This is a genomic window from Rhizobium sp. BR 317, assembly GCF_047445835.1.
Lineage (GTDB): Bacteria > Pseudomonadota > Alphaproteobacteria > Rhizobiales > Rhizobiaceae > Rhizobium > Rhizobium paranaense.
On record NZ_JARWLB010000018.1, the window covers coordinates 38,736 to 55,980 of the forward strand.

Here is a 17,245-nt window from a genome sequence, read left to right on the forward strand (position 1 = left end):
ACATCATCGAAGAAGATTGGCGATATGCTGAAACCAAGCAACCATCAGGGGCGGTAGGTAGATTCCGGCTCCGAGCACGAGCGCCAGATGCAGAAACATCGGCAGGTAGGACGCTTCGGCCGGCGCAGTGCTGCCACGCGGCTGACCAAAGATGGCCCCCGTCAATCGCAGCAATAGAGCCCCGAAAGCGACCAACAGCCCAAATACGAGCGGAATTGCAAGCAACGGCACCTTCGCGAAGGTCGAGCTGACGATGAGGAATTCGCTCATGAATATGCCCGCCGGCGGCAAGCCGGCAATGGCGATCACACCGACCAGCAAACCCCAGCCAAGCCCCGGATGTGTCTCGGTTAGGCCTCGAATGGCCGAAAGCCTCTGCGTTCCCTTGATCTGGGCGATGTGACCGACGGCAAAGAAGATCGCCGACTTGGTCAGCGAATGCATGACCATATGCAACAGGCCGGCGAAATTGGCGAGCGAGCTGCCGAGACCAAAGGCGAAGACGATGATGCCCATATGCTCGATTGATGAATAGGCGAACAGACGTTTGATGTCGCGACGGCGGTAGAGCATGAAGGCGGCGAAGATCAGTGAGGTGAGCCCCATCGTCATCATCAGCGGCCCGGGGCTGATTGCTTCCGGGCTGGCGGCAAGCAATATCTTGAACCGCAGCACGGCATAGAGCGCAACGTTGAGCAGCAGGCCAGAAAGCACCGCCGAAATCGGTGTCGGCCCCTCGGCATGTGCGTCCGGCAGCCAGGCATGCAGTGGCGCCAATCCGACCTTGGTGCCGTAGCCGAGCAACAGGAAGATGAAGGCGAGATTGAGAAGAGCCGGATCGAAGCCTGCGGCATGTTCCACCAGTGTCGTCCAGACCATGGCATCATAGCCGGTGCCGACGACGGCCTGAGCGGCCAGATAGACGAGGATGGTGCCGAACAGCGCGAAGGCGATACCGACGCTTCCGAGGATGAAATATTTCCAGGCGGCTTCTAGCGCCTCATGCGTGCGGTAGATACCGACCATMAGCACGGTGGTCAGCGTCGCAAGTTCCACCGCGACCCACATCAAGCCGATGTTGTTCGACACGTACGCGAGGTTCATACCAAACATCATGATTTGATACATCGCGTGGTAGAAGCGCAAGTTGGCGGGCGTCAGACGGCCGATCTCGAGTTCGTGGGCGATGTAGCCGGCACTGAAGACACTGGTGGTGAAGCCGACAAAGGCATTCAGGACGATAAAGACGATATTGAGATCGTMGACGAGCAGATACCGGCCCGGCGGCAGCCGAGCGTTAAAAAAGAGCAAAAGCGCCGCAAGCAGGGTGAGAAGGCTCGCGACTATGTTCAGCCGTGCCGTCATGCGGTAGCCGGGTAGGAGCGCCAGCAGGGCTGCCGCGGCAATCGGAATGACGAGGACGGCCGTCACCGCGTCGAAGCCGAGGACGGAGGAGAGATCGTTCATTTCCGCCGCCTCCCCTTGAAGTCGTCGAGCGCCCGCACGTCTACCGTGTCGAAGCGCTCGCGGATCCGGAACAAGAAAACGCCGATGACAATGAAGGCAATCAGGATCGAGAAAGCGACGCTGATCTCCACCACCAGCGGCATGCCCTTGGCGCCGGTCGCCGCCAGCACCAACCCGTTTTCCAAAGACATGAAGCCGACGACTTGGCTCACGGCATTGCGGCGCGTGACCATGATCAGGAGCCCCAGCAGCAGGACCGACAAAGCGAAGGCAAGGTCTTCCCGTGCGATCGGATCGGCCGATGGTGTTACCCGCAGCATGACGACCGTGGCCAGGGCCACCAGTCCCAGGCCGGCAAGCATGGTGGGGCCGACGCCGACAACAGTCTCGATCTCGCGGTGGATGCCGAGCTGGCGGATCATGCGATGCAGCACGACGGGAATGATGATTGCCTTGAAAATGAGAGCGATCGCCGCCGTCACGAAGAGATGCGGTGCATTCTGGATGAGGGCTTGCCAGGCAACCGAGAGCGTCAGCACCAGCGAATGCAGCGCAAAGACGTTCAGCAGCGCATAGAGACGATCCTGATAGAGCATCATCATGCTGACGAGAACCAGACCGCCGGCAAACATATGAGCGATATCGAAGACCGACCGGGTCATCAGAGCCCCCTTGAGACGAAACGCAAGAACGCGGCGAGCAGACCGAGCATCAGCGCTGCACCGAGGAATTCCGGCACACGGAACACGCGCATCTTGGCAGTCGCGGTTTCAAACAGCGCAAGCAGGGCACCACCCGCCGCAAGCTTGGCGAGATAGGCGAACAATCCGATCAGATAGCTAAGCGGCCCGGCCCCAAAGGCAACGAGCTTCCAGGGGACGAAAAGGCAGGCGATCAGCGAAATATAGAGTAACAGCTTGAGCGATGCCGCAAGCTCGATCATGGCAAGGTGTCGCCCGGAATATTCAAGCACCATAGCTTCATGCACCATGGTCAGTTCCAGATGGGTCGCGGGGTTGTCGACAGGGATGCGAGCATTTTCGGCAATTGCGACCATGATGAGGGCGATGAGGGCAATCGCCAGCGAGACGCGCAACCCCACTTGCGGCGAGGTCATGAAGGCAGCGATGGTGGAAAGTTGGGTCGAGCCGGCGACCAGGGCAAGCGTGAAGATGATGAGCAGCATCGACGGCTCGGCGAGCGTCGCAATCATCATCTCCCGGCTCGAGCCAATGCCGCCGAAGCTGGTGCCTACATCCATGCCGGCAAGCGCCAGGAAGAAACGCGCACTGCCAAGCAGCGCGATGATGGCGATCAGGTCCGCGGTCCAGCTAAAAAGGAGGCCGGTGGCGAAAGTCGGGATGATGGCTGCAGCCACCCATGTCGCGGCGAAGATCACGTAGGGCGCTGCTCTGAACAGCCAGGATGCATTCTCCGCAACCACCGCCTCCTTGCGCAGAAGCCGGGCAAGGTCACGATAAGGCTGTATCAGGGAAGGTCCGCGACGGCGTAACAGCCGCGCCTTGAACATGCGCACGACGCCCGTCAGCAACGGCGCCAACAGCACGACGAGTAACATCTGGAGGACTTGGGCGAAAAGGGCTGACATCATKACCATAGCGCCAGGACCAGAAGCAGGAAGACGAGCGTGAGGAAGACAAGGCTCAGATAGCGGCGGATGGTCAGGAATTGCAGAAAGTTGAGTTTTTCCGCGGCAAAGCCGACGGCGCCGACGATAGGCAGATAGAGCCCTTCCCATATCTGATCATGCATCTCCAGGATAAACCGCGCCGGCCGGAGATCGCCGGGCGGCGGCATGTTGACCCGGTCTCGCGCGCGAAAGATCAGCGTGCCGAAGACGCGCCTGATTGGCTGGGCGAAGCTGCTGGCGGTATATTGCGTTGCTGGACTGCTCAGCGGAAATCCGCAATCCCAGGCCGGCGCCCGGCGGATGCGTCGCGAGCCGAAACGGTGAACGAGATAGGCCGCGAGCGACGCCGAAAGGAGGATGAAGAGGAAAACCAGCAAGCCGTTATACGAGCTGCGGGCTTCGGCGATCGGTACGATCGACAGCCATGGAATATCCATTTGCACCGACATGCGCTGCCCGATCAGCGAGAGCGTCAGCGGTGCCAGTGCGTCGATGACTACCCCCGGCAGAATACCGGCAGCAAGGCAAAGGAAAGCCAACACCGACATGGCGGCAAGGGAGAAGCGGTCGACTTCCATTGCCTGTTCGACCAATGCCGTGCGGGGACGGCCAAGAAATGTCACGCCGAATACCTTGACGAAACAGGCAGCCGCAAGCGCGGCGGCAAAAGCGAGCAGGCCGCCCACTGCCGGCACCAGGAGCTTTAATCCCCATTGCGGCAGGGCTGGGCTTTGCAGGACAGCCTGAAACGCCAGCCATTCGGAAACGAAACCATTGAAGGGAGGAAGAGCCGAGATGGCGACGCAGCCAATGAGAAAGACTACGCCGGTCACCGGCATGCGATGGATGAGCCCACCGAGTTTTTCCATATCTCGTTCCCCGGTTGCCGTCAGCACCGCGCCGGCACCAAAGAAAAGGAGGCTCTTGAAGAAAGAATGATTCAGGACATGGAATAGCGCGGCGATCAACGCCAGCGCTGCTGGCAGTCCCATGCCGTTCGCCTTGAACGCAAGCGCCAGACCGAGGCTGACGAAGATGACGCCGATATTTTCAATGGTGCTATACGCGAGAAGGCGCTTGAGATCACTCTCCATAAGCGCGTGCAGGATACCGAGAACCGTGGTGGTGCCGCCGATCGCCAGAACGACGATGCCGAACCACCAGGCAGGCGTGCCGAGCAGATCGAAGACCACGCGGATGAAGCCGTACACCGCGACTTTGGTCATAACGCCGCTCATGAGAGCCGAAACATGACTGGGGGCTGCCGGATGCGCTCGCGGTAGCCAGACATGCAGGGGCACCAGCCCAGCCTTGGATCCAGCACCGAGCAGCAGCAAAACGAGCACCAAACCTGAGGTCAGTGACGCATGTTCGGTGGCACGCATGGTGGCAAAACTGTAATTGCCATCCGGTCCCGCAAGCAGACCGAAAGCGAGCAAAAGGGTGAACGTGCCGAAGCTGGCCATGACAATGTAGAGATAACCGGCTTTCCGGTTGTCGGTATCGCGATGATGGGCCATCACAAGCGCCCAGGAAGCGAGCGACATAAACTCCCAGGACATCAGGAAGGTGAAGGCGTCATCCGCAAGGATCACGAGATTCATACCTGCGACAAAGGCCGGGAAGAACGGTAGCACTCGGTGCGGCGCCTGTTCGTGCCGGCCATAGCCGAGCGCGTATAGGCTCGCAAGCATGCCACCGAAATCGACGACCGTCAGGAAGAAGGTGGATAGCGCATCCAGACGGAAATGACTGCCGAGCCACGGCAGGCCGACCGGAAGCATGAGCTTCGATACGGCATCGGGAGAAACTATCGTGGTGAGTGCACCGACAGCCGCAGCGAAGGCGATTGCCGAGAGGAAGAAGCTTAATCCATAGACGAGATTCGTTGCATGTTTCGAGCGGGCGATAAAGACCGCTGAAGCCGCGGTTGCAAATAGGAATACCGAGCACAGTAGGATCGCGACCAGACAAATCATGAACGAGGTCCTTTTCCTCGTCCGGGTAATGCAGGCGCTTCGTTGTCCGACTGCCTAGTCTTTAGCCTGACGCCGCGCCCTCCATCCTGGCTAACCGCCCCCTCGTTAATCACCTCTATGCCAGCCTCGCTCAAAGCCGCCAGCAAACGCATGAGGGAATCAACGTTGCCGCGCACGACGTCAGGGCTTGCCTCCATACGCTGAATCGTCGGGACTGATACTCCAGCCAATTCGGCGAGTCGGCGCTGATCTATGCCAAGAAGTGCCCTGGAGGCACGTATTTGAGCGGCGGTGATCATAGCGCAACCATCACTTATGCTTGATAAGCTCTGATATCAGAACCCTAGCGCATGCTTACCGATGTATCAAATCACAATTCTGATGCGTCACGGCTCGCTTCGGCGGGCCTTTTTCTGAACAGCGCGGGTTTTGAGAAAGATCTAAGGGTGCATTGGGAACCATTTGTACCGGACGCCTTCAAAAATGGATAGTAATGTCATATACTTAGCTTATGAATTGGGAAATCCTTAGGCGTTATTGCCACTATTGTTCAGCTTGATTGAGATGCTCATTTAGCGGCTCAGGAACAACTGAAACCGGACCGGTTTCAACGAGTAGTCCCTGGATCATCCCACCTGGCGCTTCTTTCTTGAAAGCTTCCTCGCGAAGTTCCTGATTATCAATCAAGGGTCGACGATTGACTATCTCGATGAGACCATCTCACCGCGTCGGTGACAGGAACTCATCTTTCCATGTGCTGTAGATTTCCTTAGGCTAGCTGCGCATACGCCATCGTGATCGGCAATTGGCATGGGAGGCCACGCGGAGTGACATCCAAGACTATGGAACAGTTGATAACAACAACACCCGACGACTCGTCATTCCACCAGGCGGCTGACTTCAACGCGGAGCTGCATGCTCGGCCATCGATCTACTTCGATGGACCGGCGATTGTCGAGCATATCGCATTTATGCCTTCAGACGGGGTTGTGAAGGATTTCCATGATAGCGTCCGGGTAGACGGAAATATATCGGTCAGACTGGAACACCACACCGAGTTCGTGACAGTCACCCGCGTGCGAAAGCTCGCTGATCAAACCCTAACCTGGCCTGAATCCGATCTCGCTGAGGCAGATTTCGCAACCCTTGCCGGGCTAGCGTCCCCTCGTCTCGTTTGTCACGTCAGCATTCTTGTCCTGGGCGAGGCTCCGACCGACCTTAGCCCGGTCCTTAAGACCTTCGATTTCGGAGACACCGCGGCCTCTACAATCGGAGGCGGTTCCGCCCAAGTTTGCTCCGATTTTCGGGTTCGCGAGGATCATTCGAGCAGAATCCTATTGTTCAACAAAGATCTGAATGCACACCGGCTCGGGCGGATGGTACGGCGTATCTTTGAGATCGAAACTTACCGCGCCATGGCGCTGCTCGGACTGCCCGAAGCGCGGCGGCTCGCTCCACTCCTTGGTGGCTATGACAAAAAGCTTGTAGAGCTGACAAACCGCAACCTGATTACGCCTGCAAAGGATCACAAACAGCTACTTGAAGAGATCACAATACTTTCTTCGCACATCATCTCGGCCACAGCCGAGACACGCAATCGATTCGGAGCAACCGGAGCCTACGCCAAGATCGTCGAGGAACGGATCGCCATGCTCCGGGAAACACACGCCCCTGGTTTTCAGCGCTTCGGCACGTTCGTCGAAAGGCGTTTTAAGCCTGCGGTCAGAACGTGTGAGGCAACGGCCATTCGGCTTGGACAGCTCTCACAGGCGACGATGCATTTGCTCGACCTTCTCCAAACCCGCATTCAGGTCGAGATCGAGTTCCAGAATGCTACCCAAATCCAAGCTATGGCGGATCGCGCCGCGACCCAGGTAAAGATCCAGCGTGCAGTAGAAGGCTTCTCGATCATCGCAATCAGCTACTATTTGCTCAGTTTGATGAAGTTCGTCTTCGAGACCGCTGACCACACCGGCTATCACTTCACTCCCGTGATCATGCTCGTCTCAATTCCAATTGTTGTCGCAGCGGTGCTGGTTACCGTCCTCCGCGTGAAGCATGCTCTGAAGGCAGAGCCCTGAACCAAGATGCAGTGCTCATTGTAGCAGCTGATGGCAGGCCCGCGCAGCCTGAAGAAACTACTCAACGTTTGCCTTGGCAAAGACGGCGCTGGCATCGCTTACAATTTCGACATGCGAATATGCCGCCTGCGCAGCGGCAGCGCCGTCTGCTCGAATGACTGCCGTTACGATCGCGTCATGCTCCGCATAGGATTTCGTCAGCCKACCCGGCAGCCTGAACTGTGCTCGGCGGAAAGGCGCGAGCCTGGCGCGGCTCTGGGTCACGAGTTCGTAAATATGATCGTTATGAGCGCCGCGATAGAGCCGGTTATGAAATTCGATGTTATAGGCGGCATAGTCCTCATCCGCCCCTCGATGAACCAGCCGTGCTGACGCCCGATGCTCGATTTCCAGCTGACGCCGCTCGTCCACGGTCATGCGCTCGGCCGAAAGCCGCGCGCACATCCCCTCGAGCTCCGCCATCGCCTCGAACATCGAATGCAGATAGTTTTCGGTAACGTTGGTTACGACGGCGCTGCGGTTTGGTTCACGATCGACAAGACCCATCGCCCCCAGTTCGCGCAGCGCTTCTCGCACGGGCGTGCGTGACACCTCGAAGCGCGCCGCAAGCGAGATTTCATCAAGCTTCTCGCCCGGCAGCATTTGTCCCGTCACAATCATATCGGCAATCGCCCGCACCATCTGTTCGACGGTATTACCTGCCCGGACGACCCGCGTGCGCCTGACTTGCCCCAACACTGATTCTGCCTTTTTACCTTCTGCATACACATGCATTTGCCACGCATGAAAGTCAATTATTGATTTAAGTACCTGATTATACTTACAGAAAATCTTCCGAAAGCAGGAGATCGGTGGAAGCTTGCATATTTAAGCACGTATTCTGACTTATTTATAGGCTATGCACATATTTTGATCTTCCTAGCATGAAAGTTGCAAAGAAATTTCCCATGTAGCGTTCCGTAGAAATAAACATTATTTATAAAAATCAACATATTAATATCTGGCATGCTCATTGCATACACTTTTTTGCACCCACACTAACCGGCCCTCTTCGCCGCAAGGACCATCGTGATGACTAAACTCCTTTCCATGAACCGTCGCAATTTCCTTCAGGCATCCGCCGCTGGCGCCCTCGCCGGACTTGCGCCCGGGCTGCTAGCATCCCGCGCCGCCGCACAGACGGCGCTGACCGTCGGCTTCATCTATGTCGGCCCCAAGGACGACTACGGCTATAATCAGGCGCATTCAGAAGGTGCCGCCGCCGTCAAGACGATGCCGGGGGTGACCGTGGTCGAAGAGGAGAACGTGCCGGAGACGGTCGATGTCCAGAAGACGATCGAGTCGATGATCAATCTCGACGGCGCCTCCCTGATCTTCCCGACATCCTTCGGCTATTTCGATCCCCACATGCTGGCGATGGCCGCGAAGTATCCGAACGCCCAGTTCCGCCATTGCGGCGGCTTGTGGCAGAAGGACAAGCACCCGATKAACACGGGTTCCTACTTCGGCTACATCTTCCAGGGCCAGTATCTGAATGGCATTACGGCGGGCTACGCGACGAAGAGCAAGAAGATAGGTTTCGTCGCCGCCAAGCCGATTCCGCAGGTGCTGCAGAACATCAACGCCTTTCTGCTCGGCGCCCGGTCGGTCGATCCCGCGATCACCTGCCAGGTGATCTTCACCGGCGAATGGTCGCTTGCGGTCAAGGAAGCAGAAGCTACCAACGCGCTCATCGATCAGGGCGCCGATGTCATCACCTGCCATGTCGATAGCCCCAAGGTCGTCGTTCAGACGGCTGCCGGCCGCGGCGCCTTCGTCTGCGGCTACCACGCCAATCAGAGCCCGATTGCACCGGAAAAATATCTGACCGGCGCCGAATGGGCCTGGGGGAATGTCTATAGCAATTTCATCAAGCAGGCGCAGGCCGGCCAGGCCCTGCCGAACTTCGTGCGTGGCGGCCTGAAGGACGGTTTCGTCAAGATGAGCGCCCTTGGCCCCGGCGTTTCCGATGCGGCTCGCAAGAAGTTCGAGGCGACCAAGGCAGAAATGATTGCCGGCGGCTTCTCCGTCTTTAAGGGGCCGCTGAAGGACAACAAAGGCAAGCAGGTCATCGATGGTGGCAAGGCCTATGCCGAAGACGCGATAGAGCTGGAAAGCATGGATTACCTGGTCGAAGGCGTGGTCGGGTCCACCGCCTGATCTCGAAGGGAGGGAAGCGTCATGACGGTCAAGATCGATGATCCGGCAATCTCTCTTTCCGCCACGAGGCAGGCATCGTTGCGCCCTGTCCTGGAATGGCTGGCGCGGCGGGCCGAACCTGTCGTCATCACGCTTGGCGGCATTCTCGCCGGCCTGGCGCTTTTCTCCCTCTTCCTTCTCGCGCTCGGCAAGTCGCCGGCCATGCTCTATCAACTAATGTATACCGGCGGCTTCGGCAGCTGGTTTTCCATCCAGAACAGCCTGAGCCGAGCCTCGCCGCTGCTGCTGACCGCGCTCTGCGTCGCGCTGCCAGCCCGCCTCGGACTTGTCATCATCGGCGGCGAAGGCGCGGTMGTTCTCGGTGGCGTCGCGGCGGCGGCGATCGCCCTGCCGCTCGTTGGCACTGCGCCGGTCCTCGTCGTTTTGATTCTGATGGCCGCTGCCGCCTTTTTCATTGGCGGTATCTGGATCAGTCTCGCGGGTCTGTTGCGCCATTATCGCGGCGTCAACGAGACTATTTCCTCGCTACTGCTCGCCTATATCGCCATCGCCCTGATGAACCAGTTCGTTGAAGGGCCACTGCGCGATCCGGCGAGCCTGAACAAGCCTTCGACTAAGCCGCTTCCATCGGGCTATATGCTGGGCAACATTCCCGGCATGGACGTAAATTGGGGCCTCGTGATCGGCATCACGGCCTGTGTCGTCTCCTGGGTGCTGATCGAGATGACGAGCTTCGGCTTTGCTGCACGCATCGCCGGCGGCAATGTACGCGCCGCCCAGATCCAGGGTCTGCCGGTCGGCAAATTGATCGGCGGGCTGACAGCGATCGCCGGCGGTTTCGCAGGTCTCGCCGGCATGGTCGAGGTCGCGGCTGTACAGGGTAGCGCCAATGCCTCGCTTGCCGCGGGTTACGGCTATACCGGCATCCTCGTCGCCTTCCTGGCACGCCACAATCCACTGGCAATCATTCCCGTCGCCTTCTTTCTCGGCGGCATCGATGCCGCCGGCGGACTGATCCAACGGCGCATGGGCCTGCCCGACGCAACGGTCCTCGTTCTGCAGGGCACCCTCTTCATCGTCATCCTGTTTTGCGAGACCTTCTATGGCCGTTTCAGGATCTTCAATCCCGATCTCTGGAACACCAGGGACTTCGCCAAGGGGAGAGGATGATGGAAGACGCAGCAATCGGCATCTGGGGCGTCCCACTCGCGATCCTGGCCGGCGCGATCCGGGTTTCGACGCCTTTTATTTTCGTCAGCCTCGGTGAAACCATCACCGAGCGCTCCGGCCGCATCAATCTCGGTCTCGAGGGCACCTTGGTGTTCGGCGCGATGACGGCTTACGCCATCGACGTCATGACGGGTTCGCCCTGGCTCGGCGTGCTCGCCGCGATGGCGACCGGCGCGGTGTTCGGTGCCGTGCACGGCTGGATCTGCAAATGGCCGAAGGTGAATGATATCGCGATCGGCATCGCAATGATGCAATTCGGGCTCGGCCTCGCCTTCTTTCTCGGCAAACCCTTCATTCAACCGGCGGCGGCGCATTTGCCTTCAATCCCGTTCGGCTTCTGGTCGGAACTTGCGCCGGTGCGGGCGGCACTCGATGTTAACGCCCTCTTCCTGATCGGCATTGCGCTTGCGATCCTGCTCTGGTGGGCCTTTCGGAATACCAGGATCGGCCTCATCCTTCGTGTTGTCGGCGACAGCACCGATGCGGCGCGTGCGATGGGCATTCGCCCCGATCGCGTCCGGTTGGTCGCGACCGCCGTCGGCGGCTCGCTGGCAGCCGTCGGCGGTGCCTATCTGTCGCTCTATTACCCAGGTTCCTGGAATGAACGCATCTCCTCGGGCCAGGGCCTGATGGCCGTTGCCCTCGTGATCTTCGCGCGCTGGAACCCGATCGGCTGCTTCCTTGCCGCTCTGCTCTTCGGCGGCGCCGGCGCCCTTGGTCCTGCTTTGCAATCGGTCGGTGTGACCGAAGGTTACTATCTCTTCTACGCGACGCCTTACGTGCTGACGCTCGTGATCCTTATTGCCACATCCTCGCCGACCCGTTCGCTTGCGGGCGCTCCCGGCGCGCTTTCATTGACCAAATAGGAGATCCGCAATGAACAGCCTTCCCAAAGCGGAACTGGCCGGCCAGACGCTGAGCTACATCGACGCCGATCCCTATCCTTGGCCCTATAACGGCGATCTGCGACCGGACAATACCGCGCTCATCATCATCGACATGCAGACGGATTTCTGCGGCAGGGGCGGTTATGTCGACCACATGGGCTACGACCTGTCTCTGGTCCAGGCGCCGATCGTGCCGATCAAGGCCGTACTGTCTGCCATGCGCGCAAAGGGCTATCACATCATCCACACGCGGGAGGGCCATCGGCCGGATCTCGCCGACCTGCCTGCCAACAAGCGCTGGCGCTCGCAACGCATCGGTGCCGGCATCGGCGACAACGGTCCGTGTGGCCGCATTCTCGTGCGCGGCGAACCGGGCTGGGACATCATTCCCGACCTCTATCCGATCGAAGGCGAAGCAATCATCGACAAGCCGGGCAAGGGCTCCTTCTGCGCGACCGACCTTGAGCTGATCCTCGACCAGAAGCGCATCGAAAACATCATCCTGACCGGGATTACGACCGATGTCTGCGTTTCCACGACCATGCGCGAGGCAAACGATCGTGGCTTCGAATGCCTGCTGCTCGAAGACTGCTGCGGCGCGACCGACTATGGCAATCATCTCGCCGCAGTCAAAATGGTGAAGATGCAGGGCGGCGTCTTCGGTTCCGTTTCCAATTCCAAAGCGCTGATCGAGGCGCTGCCATGAGTATCGTCCGCGACACGCCCCTTCCGCACGCAGGCAAGGCCGTCGGCATCGATACCCTCGACATGACGATGCGCTTCGGCAGCTTCACAGCCCTCGACCATGTCTCAGTCAGCATTCCGGCCGGCAGCTTCCATGCGCTGCTCGGCGAAAATGGCGCCGGCAAATCAACGCTCGTCAAATGCATCATGGGCTTCTACCACGCGACCTCCGGCTCCCTCTCCGTCGATGGCCGCGAGGTGGCGATCGCCTCGCCAAAGGACGCCGCGACTTACGGCCTCGGCATGGTCTACCAGCATTTCACGCTGGTGCCCTCGCTGACGGGCGCAGAGAACCTCGTTATCAGCCGCACCGAAGTGCCTTCCGTCATCAACTGGGCCAGGGAACGCCGGGATCTCGCCGCTTTCATGGAGCGTATGCCCTTCAAGATTCCGCTCGACCGGCCCGTCAGCGAGCTTGCCGCCGGTGAAAAGCAGAAGCTCGAAATCGTCAAGCAGCTCTATCTCGGCCGCTCCTTCCTCGTGCTCGATGAGCCGACATCGGTGCTGACGCCGGCCGAGGCCGATGAAATGCTCGGCCTCGTACGCGGAATGACGGAGCGCGGCGAACTCACCGTGCTGATGATCTCGCATAAGTTCCATGAAGTGACGATATTCGCCGACGCGGTCTCGATCCTGCGACGCGGCAAACTGGTGGGGAGCGGTAAGGTCGGCGAGCTATCGACCTCGGATATGGCGGCGATGATGATCGGCGACGTCAAGCTCGCCGAGCTCKACACGCGCGTTCCCGTCGCCGATCTCGCCAAACCGGTCTTGATAGTCGAGGCGGTCAAGGCCCCGGATCGCTCCGGGCTGAAGACCATCGAGATCGACAATCTCACCGTCCGTTCCGGCGAGATCGTCGGCATTGCGGGAATCTCCGGCAATGGCCAGAAGGAACTGACGGAGATTCTTGCCGGCCAGCGCCCGACCGATACGGGCCGGGTCATGGTCAATGGCGCGCTTTACGGCGCGACGCGGCCGGAGACGCGCAGGAACAATGTCCGCTTCATTCCTGAAGAGCCGTTGCAGAATGCCTGCGCGCCGAAAATGACGGTCAGTGAAAACCTCACCTTCCGCACCTTCGACATTAAGGCCGACGGCAAGGATGCGATCTGGCTGAGCTCGGCCAAGATGAAGAAGCGGGCCGCCGAATTGATTGCCGATTTCAAGGTGAAGACCGCGTCTTCTTCATCGCCCATCGCAGCGCTTTCGGGCGGCAATGTCCAACGCGCCGTGCTTGCGCGCGAGCTGACGGGCAAAGTCGATCTTCTGATCGTCTCAAACCCCTGCTTCGGCCTCGATTTCTCCGCCGTCGCCGAAATCCGCGCCCGTATCATGCGCGCCCGCAATGCCGGGACCGCCGTGCTGCTGCTCTCGGAGGATCTCGACGAATTGCTGGAAATGTCCGACCGCATCATGGTGATCTCGGAAGGCAAGCTGGTCTACGAAACACCGGCACTCTCGGCCGATATCGGCGTCATCGGCGCTCACATGGCGGGGCATCACTGATGATCGACATCAAGGCGGAGCCCTTCGCCTTTGCGGCGAAGATCGATCAGGTGGCCCTGATCGTCATCGACATGCAGCGCGATTTCGCTGAGCGCGGCGGCTTCGGCGAAAGCCTCGGCAACGATGTCAGCCGCGTCACCAGGATCGTGCCCGAGGTAAAGCGGCTGATTGAGGGTTTCCGCAAAGCGCGCTTACCGGTGATCCACACGATGGAATGCCATAGGCCGGATCTGTCCGACCTGCCGCAGGCGAAGCGAGATCGTGGCAATCCTTCGCTCAGGATCGGCGATGAAGGTCCGATGGGCCGCATCCTGATTGTCGGCGAGCCAGGGACGGCGATCCTGCCCGAGCTGGCGCCCATCGATGGCGAGGTCGTGATCGAGAAGCCGGGCAAAGGAGCCTTTTACGCCACGGAGCTCGGCGACATCCTGAAACGGCGCGGCATCGCTCAGCTCGTCTTCGCAGGCGTCACGACCGAAGTTTGCGTCCAGACGACAATGCGCGAAGCGAACGACCGTGGCTACGAGTGCCTGCTCGCCGAGGAGGCGACCGAGAGCTATTTCCCTGAGTTCAAGACCGCCGCCATCGCCATGATCCGTGCTCAAGGCGCAATCGTCGGCTGGACGGCGCATGTGGATGACATATTGGAGGCGATCCATGCCTGAAAGCACCCGCGAACTCTTGACCTCCGGCGGTTGGAAGGAACTGGAATTCAGCCCCTTCCGACCCGATGTCACCATCCATTGGATCCGTCCTTTTGAAGGCGATCAGCCGGGCGTAGCGCTTCTGAAATATGAGGCCGGGGCTTCCGTGCCGCGCCATCGACACGAGGGGCTCGAAACGATCCTGGTGCTTGACGGCACCCAATCCGACGAGGCCGGCGATTACGGCAGTGGCAGCTATTTGGTCAATGCTGCCGGAACCGAACATTCGGTTTGGAGCGACACGGGCTGCGTTGTGCTGATCCAATGGGACCGACCCGTCAGAATACTTGAAGGGGAAACATCATGAGAGCGGATCAGCTTTCGATATCCGTTCCCTTCATGAGGCTACGCAAACGGCCTTACCGCGGTATGATTGACACCGCATTTTTGCGCATCACCGAGGTAGACGATCCCGGTATCGTCATCCATCTTGCCGACATCAGAGATCTGCTCGCCCAAGCCGAAGCTCTTGGGGCGTTCGCCCCCAGTCGCAAGGCCGCCCTTGGGCCTTGCCTTTGCGGTTAAGGATAATATCGACGTCGCCTGCCGCGGAAAGCGACTGATTGGCAGCCTCAACGTCCAAATCTCTCCGTCGGTGCGATGGCATTGTATGAGGTGCTTCGCCGTTGTACTCTATGACAGCGATGGGTGCGCAACGTGCTCGATCCACAGCCGAGGCGAAGTCCGGTCGCGTTTCAACCCGTGAATAAGTAGCCGCGGATATGGAACTTTTCGTCGCCCTTGGCCTGATTATCTTCAAGGTCGCCTTTCTGATTGCGATCCTTCTGTTGCTGCCCTTGCCGCTGACGTGGCTGGAACGCAAGATCGCCGGGCACATGCAGCAGCGGATGGGCCCGATGCGCGTGGGGTGGCATGGGCTATTGCAGCCGATGGCGGACGGGATCAAGCTCTTAACCAAAGAAGATCATATCCCGGCCGAGGCGGACCGCTTCCTGTTCAAACTGGCGCCAATCCTGGCGCTCGTCCCACCTTTTGTAGTGTTCGTCGCGATCCCCTTTGGCGAAAATATCTCGGTCCTTGGCGCCAATATTACGCTCTACGTCTCTAATATGAATGTGGCGATCCTTTTCGTCTTCGCGGTGATCGGGATCGAGGTCTATGGCGTCATCTTCGGTGGCTGGGCCGCTAACAGCAAATACGCCGTTCTGGGTAGCCTCAGGACGTGCGCGCAGATGATCAGCTATGAGATCCCGATGGGCTTCTCGGTCATTGGCGTGGTGATGCTGGCGCAATCCATGAGTCTGCTCTCGATCGTGCGAGCGCAAGCCGATGTCTGGAACATCGTGTATCAACCGATCGGCTTCTTCGTGTTCTTCGTCGCTGGCCTGGCCGAAGCGCAGCGCATTCCCTTCGATTTGGCAGAAGCGGAGGGCGATCTGGGGGCTGGCTTTCATACCGAATACAGCGGCATCCGCTTTGCATTCTTCATGGTCAGCGAATATGCGATCGTATTGCTGGTGTCGGTCCTGGTGGTGATCCTGTTCTTCGGCGGCTGGAACGGCATACTGATCCCCTTGCCGCCGCTTCTCTGGTTTCTGCTCAAGGTCGCGTTTTTCGTCTATTTATTTATTTGGTTCCGCTTCACCTTCCCCCGCTACCGCTACGACCAACTGATGGCGATCGGATGGAAAGTCTTGCTTCCTCTGTCGATCGCGAACATAATTATTACTGGTATTGCCTTCTTTTAGGGGCCACAGGGGGCCCACAGCGAGGCGACAATGTCGCGCGCGCAGCACAGACTTGGAACTTGGATCGGCTGGGCATTCTTCGCCGATCTGGCGAGCGGTTTGGCTTTGACCTTCCGCTACATGTTCTCCAGATCCGTGACCATGCAATATCCTGACAAAGAAAAATGGTTGCCCTACTCGCGCTACCGCGGCCACCACTTTCTGACGCGCGACGACGAGGGTGAGATCAAATGCGTGGCCTGCGAACTCTGCGCACGCATCTGTCCCTGCGACTGCATTGAAGTCGTTCCCTACGAGGATGCGAAGGGCAATCGTCACCCGGCAAAATTCGAGATCGACACGGCCAGGTGCCTGTTTTGCGGGCTTTGCGAGGACGCCTGCCCTGCGGATGCGATCGCTCTTGGCCAGCAGTACGAATTCTCGAGTTTTTCCTCCCGTGACCTGGTGATTGGACGAGAGGATTTGCTCGGCAAGCCGGGCAAGGCGGCAACCGGCGGCGGCGTAGTCGCTGCGTGCCTGAACACCGGACAGGGCGTTCGGGTCGAGACAAGTGAGCCGCAGGGTTACAACTGGTGGCGGAATATCCGGCGAACGTGAAGGCGCTTGCGTGAGGCCGGAGCGTGCAGACAGGAGGCTCAGATGCATGTTTGCCAAATCTTGAAAACCAAATCGCCAGAGCTCATCTCGATCACACCAGATCGGCCGATGGTTGAGGTTCTGCGGCTGTTTCGGKACAACAATATCGGTTTCGTGGTCGTGGGCCGGAAGCCGGGGGAATGCCTGGGTACGCTGTCGGAGCGGGACTGCTGCAACGCAGTGGCTGAATACGGAACCGAAGCACCCATGATGCGGGTGGCCGACATCATGAACCGCAAAGTAGCGACCTGTACGACAGAGGATTTGCTGCCCTATGTAATGGCGATCATGACCAAACGGCGCACGCGCCATGTGTTGGTGATGGAAGGCAACACCCCTATCGGCGTTGTCAGCATCGGCGACGTGGTTAAACACCGGCTCGACGAATCTATGCGCAACGAGCAGGCGTTGCACGAATACATTGCCGGCACCGGTTATCACTGATGGCG

18 protein-coding genes are annotated in these 17,245 nt (G+C 59.1%); 12 read left to right on the forward strand and 6 right to left on the reverse strand.

Annotated elements, in window-relative coordinates; translation table 11 throughout:
• Window positions 1-3 precede the first annotated feature (3 nt).
• Genes QD357_RS24085 through QD357_RS24105 form a run of 5 tightly spaced genes read right to left on the reverse strand, consistent with a single transcriptional unit; the run spans window position 4 to window position 5,396 of the window.
• The gene (locus tag QD357_RS24085; protein WP_414125167.1) at window positions 4-1,467 is read right to left on the reverse strand and encodes a hydrogenase 4 subunit F; all 1,464 of its coding nucleotides are present in this window, start codon (window positions 1,465-1,467) and stop codon (window positions 4-6) included.
• Window positions 1,464-2,129 carry a hydrogenase-4 component E gene (locus QD357_RS24090; RefSeq protein WP_414125168.1) on the reverse strand — a complete coding sequence of 222 codons (666 nt, stop codon included), beginning with the start codon at window positions 2,127-2,129 and terminating at the stop codon, window positions 1,464-1,466. Before QD357_RS24090 ends, QD357_RS24085 begins: the two co-directional genes overlap by 4 nt.
• Window positions 2,129-3,085 carry a respiratory chain complex I subunit 1 family protein gene (locus QD357_RS24095; protein ID WP_414125169.1) on the reverse strand — a complete coding sequence of 319 codons (957 nt, stop codon included), beginning with the start codon at window positions 3,083-3,085 and terminating at the stop codon, window positions 2,129-2,131. Before QD357_RS24095 ends, QD357_RS24090 begins: the two co-directional genes overlap by 1 nt.
• A complete protein-coding gene (gene hyfB, locus QD357_RS24100) occupies window positions 3,076-5,097 on the reverse strand; it encodes a hydrogenase 4 subunit B (RefSeq protein ID WP_414125170.1) in 2,022 nt (673 codons plus the stop codon). The genes QD357_RS24095 and hyfB overlap by 10 nt, the downstream gene beginning before the upstream one ends.
• A complete protein-coding gene (locus QD357_RS24105) occupies window positions 5,094-5,396 on the reverse strand; it encodes a helix-turn-helix domain-containing protein (protein WP_183940026.1) in 303 nt (100 codons plus the stop codon). The genes hyfB and QD357_RS24105 overlap by 4 nt, the downstream gene beginning before the upstream one ends.
• Window positions 5,397-5,939: 543 nt before the next feature.
• Here QD357_RS24105 and QD357_RS24110 point away from each other — a divergent pair.
• Window positions 5,940-7,178 (forward strand): DUF3422 domain-containing protein, encoded by a 1,239-nt coding sequence (locus tag QD357_RS24110; protein WP_183940069.1) that lies wholly within the window; start codon window positions 5,940-5,942, stop codon window positions 7,176-7,178.
• A gap of 57 nt (window positions 7,179-7,235) precedes the next feature.
• On the opposite strand, the gene QD357_RS24115 is transcribed toward QD357_RS24110, so the two are convergent.
• On the reverse strand, window positions 7,236-7,859 hold the full coding sequence (locus QD357_RS24115) for a GntR family transcriptional regulator (RefSeq protein WP_414125226.1): 624 nt from the start codon (window positions 7,857-7,859) through the stop codon (window positions 7,236-7,238).
• Between the two features lie 390 nt (window positions 7,860-8,249).
• Between QD357_RS24115 and QD357_RS24120 the strand changes: the two genes are divergently transcribed.
• The 11 genes from QD357_RS24120 (at window position 8,250) to QD357_RS24170 (ending at window position 17,240) form a co-directional block, all read left to right on the forward strand.
• Window positions 8,250-9,377, forward strand: coding sequence for a BMP family ABC transporter substrate-binding protein (locus QD357_RS24120; RefSeq protein ID WP_414125171.1), 1,128 nt, complete (start codon window positions 8,250-8,252; stop codon window positions 9,375-9,377).
• Between the two features lie 21 nt (window positions 9,378-9,398).
• The gene (locus QD357_RS24125; protein ID WP_414125172.1) at window positions 9,399-10,547 is read left to right on the forward strand and encodes an ABC transporter permease; all 1,149 of its coding nucleotides are present in this window, start codon (window positions 9,399-9,401) and stop codon (window positions 10,545-10,547) included.
• The gene (locus tag QD357_RS24130; protein ID WP_414125173.1) at window positions 10,547-11,473 is read left to right on the forward strand and encodes an ABC transporter permease; all 927 of its coding nucleotides are present in this window, start codon (window positions 10,547-10,549) and stop codon (window positions 11,471-11,473) included. The genes QD357_RS24125 and QD357_RS24130 overlap by 1 nt, the downstream gene beginning before the upstream one ends.
• Window positions 11,474-11,483: 10 nt before the next feature.
• A complete protein-coding gene (locus QD357_RS24135; RefSeq protein ID WP_183940018.1) occupies window positions 11,484-12,200 on the forward strand; it encodes a cysteine hydrolase family protein in 717 nt (238 codons plus the stop codon).
• On the forward strand, window positions 12,197-13,747 hold the full coding sequence (locus QD357_RS24140) for an ABC transporter ATP-binding protein (RefSeq protein WP_414125174.1): 1,551 nt from the start codon (window positions 12,197-12,199) through the stop codon (window positions 13,745-13,747). Before QD357_RS24135 ends, QD357_RS24140 begins: the two co-directional genes overlap by 4 nt.
• On the forward strand, window positions 13,747-14,412 hold the full coding sequence (locus QD357_RS24145; RefSeq protein WP_183940014.1) for a cysteine hydrolase family protein: 666 nt from the start codon (window positions 13,747-13,749) through the stop codon (window positions 14,410-14,412). The genes QD357_RS24140 and QD357_RS24145 overlap by 1 nt, the downstream gene beginning before the upstream one ends.
• Entirely contained in the window at window positions 14,405-14,758 is a 354-nt protein-coding gene (locus QD357_RS24150) for a cupin domain-containing protein (protein WP_183940011.1), read from the forward strand. The genes QD357_RS24145 and QD357_RS24150 overlap by 8 nt, the downstream gene beginning before the upstream one ends.
• Window positions 14,755-14,976, forward strand: coding sequence for a hypothetical protein (locus QD357_RS24155; RefSeq protein WP_414125175.1), 222 nt, complete (start codon window positions 14,755-14,757; stop codon window positions 14,974-14,976). The genes QD357_RS24150 and QD357_RS24155 overlap by 4 nt, the downstream gene beginning before the upstream one ends.
• Before the next feature lie 197 nt (window positions 14,977-15,173).
• A complete protein-coding gene (gene nuoH / locus QD357_RS24160; RefSeq protein ID WP_414125176.1) occupies window positions 15,174-16,160 on the forward strand; it encodes an NADH-quinone oxidoreductase subunit NuoH in 987 nt (328 codons plus the stop codon).
• 30 nt (window positions 16,161-16,190) lie between these two features.
• Complete coding sequence (locus tag QD357_RS24165) at window positions 16,191-16,757, forward strand: NADH-quinone oxidoreductase subunit I (RefSeq protein ID WP_414125177.1); 567 nt, start codon at window positions 16,191-16,193, stop codon at window positions 16,755-16,757.
• 42 nt (window positions 16,758-16,799) lie between these two features.
• Entirely contained in the window at window positions 16,800-17,240 is a 441-nt protein-coding gene (locus tag QD357_RS24170; protein ID WP_414125178.1) for a CBS domain-containing protein, read from the forward strand.
• Window positions 17,241-17,245: the final 5 nt, after the last annotated feature.